This is a genomic window from Komagataeibacter intermedius TF2 (genome assembly GCF_000964425.1).
Classification (GTDB): Bacteria; Pseudomonadota; Alphaproteobacteria; order Acetobacterales; family Acetobacteraceae; genus Komagataeibacter; species Komagataeibacter intermedius.
In genome coordinates this window covers 1-10,667 of the sequence record NZ_BANF01000149.1, presented here as the reverse complement: position 1 = coordinate 10,667, position 10,667 = coordinate 1, and the positions used below count along the sequence as shown (strand labels likewise).

The window sequence follows — 10,667 nt, the reverse complement described above, 5'->3', positions numbered from 1 at the left end:
GGCCAGCCAGTGGCGCGGCCTGTCCTTATGACAGGCCGCATGTCCGGTTTCTGGCCGGATCAGAACGGGGCATCAATGTCCACGACGTCGATCAGCTTGTGATTGACGAATTCCTTGATGCCGAGGCCGATCAGTTCGCGGCCGTAGCCCGAACGCGCCACACCACCGAAGGGCAGGTCGGCCTTCACCATGGTCGGGTGGTTGACATACACCATGCCGGTATAGATCTGTTCAGCCACCTTCACGCCACGCTGCGTGTCGCGCGTAAAGACGGCGCCGCCCAGCCCGTAGGGGGAGTCGTTGGCGATACGGATGGCGTCCGCATCGTCCTTGGCGCGGTAAAGCTGCGTGACCGGACCGAAGAACTCCCAGTGACGGGCTTCATTGTCCTTGTGCAGGTTGGTCATCAGCAGCGGACGGAAGAACGCGCCCTTTTCGGGAACCGGCGCACCAATGACTTCAACAACAGCACCATGCTTCTTGGCTTCCTCAACCTGCGCCATCAGGTCGTCAGCCGCCTTCTGCGACGACAGCGGTGCAAGCGTGGTGGCCGGGTCCATCGGGTCGCCCGCCTTCAGTTCGGCCACGCCTTTCTTGTACAGTTCGACAAACCTGTCATAAATCGCATCGGCCACGATCAGGCGCTTGGCGGATACACAGACCTGACCGGCGTTCCAGTGGCGACCGAACACGGCCCACTTCACGGTCTTTTCCAGATCGGCGTCATCCAGCACCACGAAGGCGTCGGAACCGCCCAGTTCCATGGTGGACTTCTTCAGCGCCTTGGCCGCGATTCCTGCGATGATGGTGCCCGCCCCTTCGGAACCGGTCAGGGCAACGCCGCAGACGCGCGGGTCGCTCAGGATCATTTCGGTATGATGGCGCGCGGCGTACAGGTTGCGGAATCCGCCCTTGGGCAGGCCGGCTTCGATCATCAGGCTGTCGAACGCGGCGGCGCACTGCGGCACGTTGGAGGCGTGCTTGAGCAGGACCGTGTTTCCGGCCGAAAGCTGCGGTGCGATGATGCGGGCGATCTGGTAGTACGGGAAGTTCCACGGTTCGATCGCGAACACGATGCCCTGCGGCTGGTGGATCAGGACGGCGTCGCCTTCCTTGGGGTCCGCGACCGGCAGCTTTTCGGGTGCCAGCAGGCGTTCGGCATGCGTGGCATAGTATTCAAAGATTTCCGCCGACAGGATGGTCTCGGCCTTGGCTTCGGCAAAGGTCTTGCCCATTTCCAGCGTCGCCAGGCGGGCATATTTGTCGATATCGCGGCGCAGGATCTGGCCTGCTGCCGTCATGACCTTCGCACGTTCGGCAAAGGAGGTGTGCCGCCATGTCCTGAAGACATCATATGCTTCGGTCAGGGCCGTCTGGACGTCCTGATCCGTCGCATTGGGAAACGTCTCGAGCGTTTCGCCAGTATAAGGGTTAGTGGTCGCGTAAGCCATTGGCAGTATGTTCCTCAGAGTTTCGGCAGAAAGTATATATTTCACCCGCAGGCGCGCAAGAATCGTTTCAGGTATCACCAACCCCGCGAACGTGCAAAAAACCATTGTCCCGCAAGGTGAAGAAATAGCAGGTGAATAGGGAAAGCGCCGGTTTTCCGTCCCTTATGTCCGGTCCGGCTGTGTGTGGAATGCAATTGTAAAATGGAGTTTATTCCACAACGCAAACGGGCATATGGCCGTCAGTCGGGCTGGGGGCGGTGCAGGCGCTGGCGTTCCTGGTCTGTTATGACATCGGCCAGGGTGTAGCGGTCCATGACCCCGATGAAGGAGCCAAGTGCTTCCCCCAGCACGCCGCGCAGGCGACAGGCATCGGCCAGGATGCAGGCCGTCCTGCCGTCCGCCGCGACCGGCTGCATGCAGCTGACCAGCGCCATATCTTCTTCCGTATGGCGCACCACGTCCCCCAGTACGATGGTCGCGGCCGGTCGGCCCAGCTTCAGCCCGCCATTGCGCCCACGGATGGTTTCGACAAAACCCGCCTGGCCAAGCCGGTGGATGATCTTGACAAGGTGGTTTTCCGAAATGCCATAGACCTGCGCCACTTCACGGATTGATGTCAGGCGATCCGTATGGATCCCCAGATAGATCAGTGTCCGCAGGGCGTAATCGGTATGCAGGGTCAGGCGCATGGATGAAGATATATACTATCTGCATATTATTTCCAGACCCATACAATCACATGAGTCTTCAGCTTTCCATTCCTCCGGGGGCGCGCCAGTGGAGAATGTGCCATGACGGGCCATGTCATGCGACAGGACAGGGCGCAGGATGTTCCACATATAGCCGGGAAACCCGCTGTGCAAAAAACACCCCGATTGATCCAGTCCATTGAACGCTCTGCCGCCATTCTGGAAATCATCGCCCAGAAAGGCGGCCATGCGCGCCTGCAGGAAATTGCCGGGATACTGGGGCTGGGCAAGACCACGGTGCACAATATTCTCCAGACGCTCGACCATCTGGGATACGTGCAGCGCAGGCAGGGGGACGTGCGCTACCATCTGGGTGGCCGTATCCTGAACCTTGCGCGGATCGCGGGGGATGACAACGCCCTGCGCGCCCGGCTGCACCCGGTCATGACCGCCATTGCACGTGACAGCGGCATGACCGTCTATCTGGCGGTACCCAGCGGGGACGAGGCCGCGTATCTGGAGGTGGTCGACTGTCATGACCCGGCAGTGGACGGCAGGCCGCCGCTGCATGAACAGCTGGAGGGATCGGCGGTTGGGCTGGTGTTCCTTGCATTCGTGCCCGGCCTGCGCAAGCGGGTCATGACGACCCGGGCGCTGGACGCGGATACCCTGGTCCGGATCGAGGAGGCAAGGGTGAAAGGATACGCCATTGATATCGAGGCCTGTCGCCCCGGCTGGAACTGTGTCGCCATACCGTGGCGTGAAAAGGGGGAAGTCCGTGCCAGCATCGGCCTGACCGGTCCGGCGGTGCGGCTGCCCCGCGCGCATCTCGTGCGGCTGGGGTGGATGATGATGAGACATGTGGAACGCGCTGCTGTTCAGCAATGTTGAAGAAATGACGCTGGCGAACATTTGCATGTTCCATTCTGTCCGGGCGGGTCTACCCTGTTGTCCTGCTTCGTCAACCAGAGGTTCGCACCGTGCAGCTTTCCTGTGCCATGTCCCTGCTTGCCGCCGCCCGCGCCGCGGCGGAGCATCTGGGCGTTACCGTCAGTATTTCCATTGTCGATGCCGGGGCATGGCCCATGGCCTTCATCCGCATGGATGGCTGCCCGCTTGGCGCGGTGGAGGTCAGTCATAAAAAGGCGCGTACGGCCATCCTGTTCCAGATGGACAGCGCCGATTTCGCCACCATCGCGCATCCCGATGGCGGGGCCTACAGTCTGGAAAACACCAATGGCGGCCTGACCAGCTTCGGTGGTGGCGTCGTGCTGAAGGGGGCGGATGGCGCCATCATGGGCGCAATTGGCGTATCAGGGGCCAGCACGGAAGATGACATTGCCATCGCCCGCGCCGCCGCGACACAGCTTGCCGCCTGACTGCCCTGTGTGGATGGTACATCATGTCAGATAACACGCAGGCCGAAAGCGCGATCACGCAGGTCGCGCCGCCCCATGGCAGGGCAGCCGCTTTCTTCATCCTGACCTTCGGCACGTTTGTCGTGGGAACGGGGGAGTTTGCCATTATGGGCATGCTGCCCGAATTCGCATCCTCCCTCGGCCTGTCCGTGGCCGATGCCGGATATGCCATCACCGCCTATGCGCTGGGTGTGGTGATCGGCGCGCCGCTGATCACCATTCTGGGTGCGCGGCTGTCGCGCCGTGAACTGCTGCTGGTGCTGCTGGTGCTGTTCTGCTTCGGGAATGTCCTGAGTATCGTCATGCCTACGCCGGGGCTGGTGGAGGTCGCGCGTTTCATTACCGGCCTGCCGCACGGGGCGCTGTTCGGGATTTCCGCGCTGGTTGGCGCGTCCATGGTGGAACGTGCGCGCCGGGGCTGGGCCGTGGGGCGGATCCTGTCTGGCATTGCCATTGCGACCCTGATCGGCGCGCCGTTTTCAACATTTGCCGCAAACCACCTTGGCTGGCGCATTGCCTACCTGATTATTGCCATCCTTGGCTTCGTCACGTTCGTGGGGGTGTGGCGCTATATTCCCGCCGACCGGCCAAACCGCCAGAACTCCCCGCTCAGGGAAGTCAGGGCGATGGGCAACGCGCAGGTGCTGCTGACGCTGCTGACTGCCGCCATCGGCTTTGGCGGGATGTTCACGATCTATACGTACCTGACCAGCGTGCTGCAGAACGTGACCCATGTGCCGGAATGGGAAACCATGGTGTATATGGTGGTGTGGGGCGCGGGCATGCTGGCGGGCGCCAATGCAGGCGCATGGGTGGTTGACCGCAACCTTGACCTTGCCGCGCTTATGGCGCTTGCGGGCAGCGCGGTAGCCATGCTGGTGTTTCCCTATCTCCTGCACAGCGATATTGCCCTGCTGGCTGATGTGTTTGTGGTGCCCGCCTTCGTCAATGCGCTTGGGCCTGCATTGCAGACACGCCTTATGGATTTCGCGGGGGATGCGCAGACGCTTGCCGCTTCGCTCAATCATTCCGCGTTCAATGTTGCCAATGCGGTGGGGGCCGCCGGGGGCAGCTTCCTGCTGGCGCGGCAGTTCGGCTATGGCGCTCTTGGCTGGGGTGGGGCGCTTTTTTCAGTGGGTGGGCTGATCGTCTACCTGTGCGCGCTGGCCGTGCTGAAACGGCGCGCGGGCGCCTGATACATCAGGGGCTGTCGCCTGGTCCTGCACGGGCGACAGCCGGGACGCCACAGATTGGTCTTCCGTCAGCAGGCTGTCCGTATGCGGCAGCATGGTCATACGACCTGATTGCGCAACGGGCCGCCCGTTTCCAGCGCCCTGATGTTGTCCAGCAGGATATCCACGACATTACGTTCATAGAACTGCGTTTCCCCCGCGACATGACTGGTCATGACCAGATCAGGCAGTTGCCATAATGGCGATGTCGGCGGCAGCGGTTCATCCGCATAGGTATCAAGTGCCGCCCCCGCGATGGTGCGGTTACGCAGTGCCGCGATCAGTGCGGCCTCATCCACCACCCGGCCGCGCGCCACATTGATCAGGCAGGCATCGGGTTTCATGGCGGCAAAGGCCTTCTGGTCCATCAACCCTTCGGTCTGTGGGGTCAGGGGACAGGTCAGGATGACATAATCGGCCTGGCCCAGGGCTGCATGCAGATCACCGGAACTGACCTGTGTCACGCCGGCAACATCAAGTGGCCGGGGGCTGTGCCGCATGCCGCTGACATGCATGCCCAGCGCCAGGCAGAGCCGCGCCAGCCTGTCGCCAATGGTGCCCATGCCCACGATCAGCACCGTCCTGCCGGTCAGTTCCAGCAGGCGGGGGCGGCGATCCATGCCGGTACCCGACCAGTGGGCGCGGCGCTGGTTGTCCCGGGCTTCGTACAGACGACGTGACAGGCTGAGCAGCAGGGCCAGCGCATGTTCCGCCACGGCGGTGGCATTTGCCCCGCGTGCATTGCACAGGTGGATGTTGCGCGCCCTGAGATGTTCCAGATCAAACTGTTCCACCCCGGAACTGACGGACTGGATCAGTTTCAGCCTGGGCGCCAGATCGATCAGGCTATTGCGCCAGAGCATGGACGCCACCAGGATTTCCACCTGCGGCATGATCTGTTCCAGCTCCGCGAACGTCCCGACCTGCACGCAGCGCGGGCTTCCGGGGCGTTTTTCCAGTTCCGCGGCGATATCGTAATATTCATGCGCGACATAGACCGTCTGGCTGGGGCTGTGTGTCTTGCTCATGGCCATTATCCTCTTGGGCGATGGAAAATCGATGCCAGCATGGAGTCATTCCATTTCATGCTGGCACGCCACCCGACATGCCGCCAGTGGATTTGAAAACAGCACGTCCGCCATTGTTCGGTGGTCTGACATCTGTCGTGCCGGACATCTGAATGGTCTGGTTCATTTGTGTTGTTATCGAACTTAATATCAATGAAAACGGGATAATACAAAACGGGAGAAAGGCACGGCGACGCCAGCAGGAATGTCAGGTGAGGGATTTTAAGGGTATTGCGATTTGTTCTCATTCGTGATTATGGTGTGTCCACATCATCGATTGGGATAGATAAATGTTTGTCTGCTCCTGCAATATGCTGACCGATACAGATGTAGAAACAGCCGTGCGCAACGGGGCTGTCCGGCCTAAGGAAGTATACGAATCCAAGGGATGTCGCGCCCAGTGCGGGAATTGTGTGCCGGGTGTCGTGTGCCTGCTGCGCCAGATCGCACGACAGGGCCGCGCCACCATTGCGGACACCATGCACCGGGCAGGCGAAATCCAGCCGCATGCCATCTGAGTCCCGGTTTGTGCCGGTGGTTCATGGGCCGGTGCAGGCGGGAAAAATCAGGATAATACAAAAACGGCCCCGGTCATGTGACGGGGCCGCGTTGGGCAGGGACTGACGTGGCAGCCCTATCCATGCGACGGCCTGCGCCGCATGGATAGGGTAGGGGGCTAACGTCGGATGCTGCCCGGCCGCAGGGTGGACGGTGACGCCCCCAGCGCCAGCCGGATCACCGCGCCCAGCGTCAGGGTCACGGCAATATTGATGCCCAGCGCCAGAAGCCCGGTTGAAACGGATGCCGAAAAACCGGCGAAGGCCACCGGATGCACCGGTTTCAGCCCATCGATCCAGCACAGCCCCAGCCCGGCGACCGATCCGATCACCCAGCCCGCGACCAGTGCTGGCGCAGGCAGGCGCAGCGGCAGCAGCCCCATGATCAGCGCCGGAAAGGTCTGCAAAATGATGACGCCGCCAAGCAGTTGAAGGTCGATGGCGAACCTGGCGTTCAGGAAGATCACGCAGCCCAGCGCACCGACCTTGACCCCGAAACCGGCCAGCCGTGACCCCGTAACCGATTCGCTGCGGTGGGGCAGGATGTTGTGCATGATCAGGTTGGCCGCGCCAATCGCCATGACGGACGCGGGCACCAGCGCCCCCACGGCGATGGCGGCAAAACAGAACCCTGCGAACCATGACGGGAAAATCGCCAGAAAAAGCTGCGGCACCACCTGCGAGGATGACGTGGTTACGATTCCCGCCGCATGGGCCATGAGGCCCAGCAGCGCGATCAGGCCCAGCACGATGGTATAGGCAGGCAGGAAGACGGCATTCTGCCGGATGGTATCGGCCGATCTGGCCGCAAGGATACCGGTCAGCGTGTGGGGGTACAGGAAGGCGGCGAAGGCTGAGGACAGTGCAAGCGTGGCGTAGGGCACCACCTGCCCCTGCGCCACGATATGGCCGTCCGGCACATCGGGCAGGTGCCCGGCCGCGGAATGGAACATGGCCCCGTACCCGCCCAGATGAATCGGTACGAGAATGACGGCCGCCAGCACGGCGATATAGATCATCACGTCCTTGATGAAGGCGGTCAGAGCCGGGGCATGCAGCCCGCCCAGCCATGTATAGGCGGCAAGGGAGACGAAGGCGATCAGCAGCGGCAGCATGCCGGTGAAGCCAAGCGCCTCGATCACTGTCCGGATGCCGATCAGCTGCAGGGCGATGTAGGGCAGCACCGCCACCAGCCCGCTAAGCGCCACGGCCAGTTCCAGCGTCCGGCTGCCAAAGCGCGCGCGTACGATATCCGCCGCCGTGGCATGGCCGCCATCGCGCGCGATGGTCCATAGGCGGGGCATGACGGCAAAAATGAAGGGATAGACAATGATTGTGTACGGCAGGGCGAAAAAGCCGAACCCCCCGGTGGAATAGACCAGCGCCGGCACGGCAATGACCGTATAGGCGGTATAGAAATCCCCGCCCACCAGAAACCATGTGACCCAGGCGCCGAATTCACGTCCGCCCAGCCCCCATTCTTCGCCTTCGGTATGGCGTGTCGCTGCCTTGCGGCGGTTCAGTAATGGCCGCCACAGCCGCACCGTGCTGCCCAGCACGATGGTGGCGACAAAACACAGGACGAATACGCTGATGGCCGCGTTGTCGGGTACGATGGATGTGTTCATGACTGACGGTCCATTTTCCACGCCATCCAGATCAGGGCGGATGTGACGGGAACCCAGGCGAACTGGTACCAGTAAAAGAATGGAAAGCCGAACAGCACCGGATCATGCCGGTTGTACAGCGGAACCCACAGGAGTCCGGCGAATGGCAGGAGGAGGAATATGGCTTTTTTCATTTTGACCGTACTTCTTGTTTTTTTGTGTGGCCGTAACGGATGTTTCTGGAAACCGTGCATGGGTGTCAACAGAATATGAGATAGTTTCCAAGTAATTTTGGAAATTTGAAGAATTATTTTTGTAATTACATTTTTATTATTGTGCGCTGCGCAATGTTTTGCTGCATTGCACAACGTTCTTATGCGGAATCATGATTGTTTCCTGATCGTAAAACTCATCTTTAAAATGCATAACTAATATCATTAAAACAAATTAATAGACGGTTCCTGTGGCGGTCGCCGCGTCTATGCTGGTGCATGATTTCACAATTAATATGCTGTTATTAAACATATTTATTCGTATTTATGCCAGTCGTTCCCGTCGGTCGCCCTGTCCGGGATCCGCATGCGAGCAGGCATGCGACCCTAAAATAGTGATTGCCCGGACTTGCCCGTGCCGGTTACTTTCACAGCCCGGACCTGCCAACAACAAACAATACTAATAGCGCGGTCGCCTGTTTTTTTGACCTGTTCCGGATCAGGCGTCATTTCTGACAGACGGACGCGCGTAGGAACGAACAGACATGACCAAATGGGTTTACAGCTTCGGAAAAGGCCTGAACGAGGGCCGCGCGGATATGCGCAACCTCCTGGGCGGCAAGGGCGCCAATCTGGCGGAAATGGCGGCGAACGGCCTGCCGGTTCCGCCGGGTTTTACCATTACAACGGAAGTCTGTTCGGCCTTTTATGAAAATGGCCGGAAGTATCCTGATGCGCTTCAGGCCCAGGTGGCCGAAGCCCTGCATCGGATCGAGCAGTCGATGGGCCTGCGTTTTGGCGACGCGGATGCGCCGCTGCTGGTCTCGGTCCGTTCGGGCGCGCGCGTGTCCATGCCGGGCATGATGGATACCGTCCTGAACCTGGGCCTGAATGATGAAACGGTGGAAGGGCTTGCCCGCTCGTCCGGTGACGCGCGCTTTGCGTGGGACAGCTACCGGCGGTTCATCCAGATGTATGGCTCGGTCGTCATGGGCGTGCCGCATCATCATTTCGAGGATACGCTGGAGCAGTTCAAGCGTGCCAGCCGCGTGGAAGACGATACCGCGATCACGGCTGACCAGTGGCGCGCGATCGTGGTGGATTACCGCCATATCATCAGCACCCATGCCGGAAGCGAATTCCCTACCAACCCGCATGACCAGCTGTGGGGCGCCATCGGCGCGGTATTCGGCTCATGGATGAACCCGCGCGCCAATACGTACCGCAAGCTGCATGAAATCCCGGCCTCGTGGGGGACCGCGGTCAATGTGCAGTCCATGGTGTTCGGCAACATGGGCGATGACTGTGCCACCGGCGTCTGCTTCACGCGTGATCCGTCCACGGGCGAGAACATTTTCTATGGTGAATACCTGATCAATGCACAGGGCGAGGACGTGGTGGCGGGCATCCGTACCCCGCAGCCCATGGCATGCGCCCGTGCCGAGGCCGGTCAGCACCCCATGGAAACCACGCTGCCCGAAGCCTATGGCGAGCTGCTGCGCGTGCGGTCCGTGCTGGAAACCCATTACAAGGACATGCAGGACATCGAATTCACCGTCCAGCGTAATGTCCTGTACATTCTCCAGACCCGCAACGGCAAGCGGACCGCCGCTGCGGCGCTGAAGATCGCCATCGACATGGCGCGCGAAGGGCTGATCACGCAGGAAGAGGCGATCCAGCGCGTTCCCGCTGCATCCCTTGACCAGCTGCTGCATCCCACGCTGGACCCCAAGGCCGAGCGCGTGCAGCTGACCCGTGGCCTTCCCGCATCACCGGGTGCGGCGGCGGGTGCTGTCGTGTTCACGGCCGAGGAGTGCGAAGCCCGCGCGGCGAAGGGGGAGGACGTGATCCTCGTCCGGATCGAGACCTCGCCCGAGGACGTGCACGGCATGCACGCCGCCCGTGGCGTCCTGACCACCCGTGGCGGCATGACGTCGCATGCCGCCGTCGTGGCGCGTGGCATGGGGCGCGTATGCGTGGCGGGTGCGGGCAGCATCCATGTCGATTACGCCGCCGGGACCATGACGGTTGGCACGCACACCGTGGCGCAGGGGGAATGGATCACGCTCGATGGCGGGACGGGGGCAGTCTATCTTGGCCGCGTGCCGACCATCGAACCCGCGCTGTCGGATGATTTCAACACGCTCATGGGTTGGGCGGATGCGGTGCGCCGCCTTGGTGTGCGCGCCAATGCCGAAACGCCGGACGACGCGCGCACCGCCCGCCGTTTTGGCGCGGAAGGGATTGGCCTTGCGCGCACGGAACACATGTTCTTCGGCCCTGACCGTATCGGCTTCGTGCGGCAGATGATCATTGCCGATGATGAAAGCGTGCGGCAGAAGGCCATTGCCGCCCTGCTGCCGTTCCAGCGTGATGATTTCGCCAGCCTGTTCCGCATTATGGCGGGGCTGCCGGTTACGGTGCGCCTGCTGGA

General features: G+C 61.3%; 10 protein-coding genes. 5 read left to right on the top strand and 5 right to left on the bottom strand.

What is annotated here, in order from left to right:
* Positions 1-59 precede the first annotated feature (59 nt).
* On the bottom strand, positions 60-1,451 hold the full coding sequence (locus B7449_RS14840; RefSeq protein ID WP_039735900.1) for an NAD-dependent succinate-semialdehyde dehydrogenase: 1,392 nt from the start codon (positions 1,449-1,451) through the stop codon (positions 60-62).
* 239 nt (positions 1,452-1,690) lie between these two features.
* Positions 1,691-2,140 (bottom strand): Rrf2 family transcriptional regulator, encoded by a 450-nt coding sequence (locus B7449_RS14835; protein WP_048883757.1) that lies wholly within the window; start codon positions 2,138-2,140, stop codon positions 1,691-1,693.
* Positions 2,141-2,257: 117 nt separating this feature from the next.
* Here B7449_RS14835 and B7449_RS14830 point away from each other — a divergent pair, with 117 nt between their 5' ends.
* The 3 genes from B7449_RS14830 to B7449_RS14820 all read left to right on the top strand — a co-directional run bounded on the left by B7449_RS14830 (position 2,258) and on the right by B7449_RS14820 (position 4,754).
* On the top strand, positions 2,258-3,031 hold the full coding sequence (locus tag B7449_RS14830) for an IclR family transcriptional regulator (protein ID WP_373321514.1): 774 nt from the start codon (positions 2,258-2,260) through the stop codon (positions 3,029-3,031).
* Positions 3,032-3,120: 89 nt separating this feature from the next.
* Positions 3,121-3,519 (top strand): GlcG/HbpS family heme-binding protein, encoded by a 399-nt coding sequence (locus B7449_RS14825; RefSeq protein ID WP_039735258.1) that lies wholly within the window; start codon positions 3,121-3,123, stop codon positions 3,517-3,519.
* Positions 3,520-3,542: 23 nt separating this feature from the next.
* Entirely contained in the window at positions 3,543-4,754 is a 1,212-nt protein-coding gene (locus B7449_RS14820; protein ID WP_039735259.1) for an MFS transporter, read from the top strand.
* A 95-nt stretch (positions 4,755-4,849) separates the two neighbouring features.
* Here the strand turns inward: B7449_RS14820 and B7449_RS14815 are convergent, their stop codons facing one another.
* The gene (locus tag B7449_RS14815) at positions 4,850-5,818 is read right to left on the bottom strand and encodes a D-2-hydroxyacid dehydrogenase (RefSeq protein ID WP_039735260.1); all 969 of its coding nucleotides are present in this window, start codon (positions 5,816-5,818) and stop codon (positions 4,850-4,852) included.
* Positions 5,819-6,147: 329 nt separating this feature from the next.
* Here B7449_RS14815 and B7449_RS14810 point away from each other — a divergent pair, with 329 nt between their 5' ends.
* Positions 6,148-6,375 carry a (2Fe-2S)-binding protein gene (locus tag B7449_RS14810; protein ID WP_039735261.1) on the top strand — a complete coding sequence of 76 codons (228 nt, stop codon included), beginning with the start codon at positions 6,148-6,150 and terminating at the stop codon, positions 6,373-6,375.
* A gap of 158 nt (positions 6,376-6,533) precedes the next feature.
* Here the strand turns inward: B7449_RS14810 and B7449_RS14805 are convergent, their stop codons facing one another.
* Together B7449_RS14805 and B7449_RS14800 are read right to left on the bottom strand one after the other, a co-directional pair.
* Positions 6,534-8,042 (bottom strand): sodium:solute symporter family protein, encoded by a 1,509-nt coding sequence (locus tag B7449_RS14805; RefSeq protein ID WP_048883756.1) that lies wholly within the window; start codon positions 8,040-8,042, stop codon positions 6,534-6,536.
* On the bottom strand, positions 8,039-8,215 hold the full coding sequence (locus B7449_RS14800) for a DUF3311 domain-containing protein (protein WP_010513182.1): 177 nt from the start codon (positions 8,213-8,215) through the stop codon (positions 8,039-8,041). The genes B7449_RS14805 and B7449_RS14800 overlap by 4 nt, the downstream gene beginning before the upstream one ends.
* Before the next feature lie 563 nt (positions 8,216-8,778).
* Here B7449_RS14800 and ppdK point away from each other — a divergent pair.
* Positions 8,779-10,667 (top strand): pyruvate, phosphate dikinase (gene ppdK / locus B7449_RS14795; RefSeq protein WP_048883755.1); only part of this gene is annotated, 1,889 nt, incomplete at its 3' end.

Coding starts and splice junctions, on each gene's coding strand:
- B7449_RS14840 (WP_039735900.1), bottom strand. CDS start 1,451: ATGGCTTACGCGACCACTAACCCTTATACTGGCGAAACGCTCGAGACG.
- B7449_RS14830 (WP_373321514.1), top strand. CDS start 2,258: ATGCGACAGGACAGGGCGCAGGATGTTCCACATATAGCCGGGAAACCC.
- B7449_RS14815 (WP_039735260.1), bottom strand. CDS start 5,818: ATGAGCAAGACACACAGCCCCAGCCAGACGGTCTATGTCGCGCATGAA.
- B7449_RS14810 (WP_039735261.1), top strand. CDS start 6,148: ATGTTTGTCTGCTCCTGCAATATGCTGACCGATACAGATGTAGAAACA.
- B7449_RS14805 (WP_048883756.1), bottom strand. CDS start 8,042: ATGAACACATCCATCGTACCCGACAACGCGGCCATCAGCGTATTCGTC.
- B7449_RS14820 (WP_039735259.1), top strand. CDS start 3,543: ATGTCAGATAACACGCAGGCCGAAAGCGCGATCACGCAGGTCGCGCCG.
- B7449_RS14835 (WP_048883757.1), bottom strand. CDS start 2,140: ATGCGCCTGACCCTGCATACCGATTACGCCCTGCGGACACTGATCTAT.
- B7449_RS14800 (WP_010513182.1), bottom strand. CDS start 8,215: ATGAAAAAAGCCATATTCCTCCTCCTGCCATTCGCCGGACTCCTGTGG.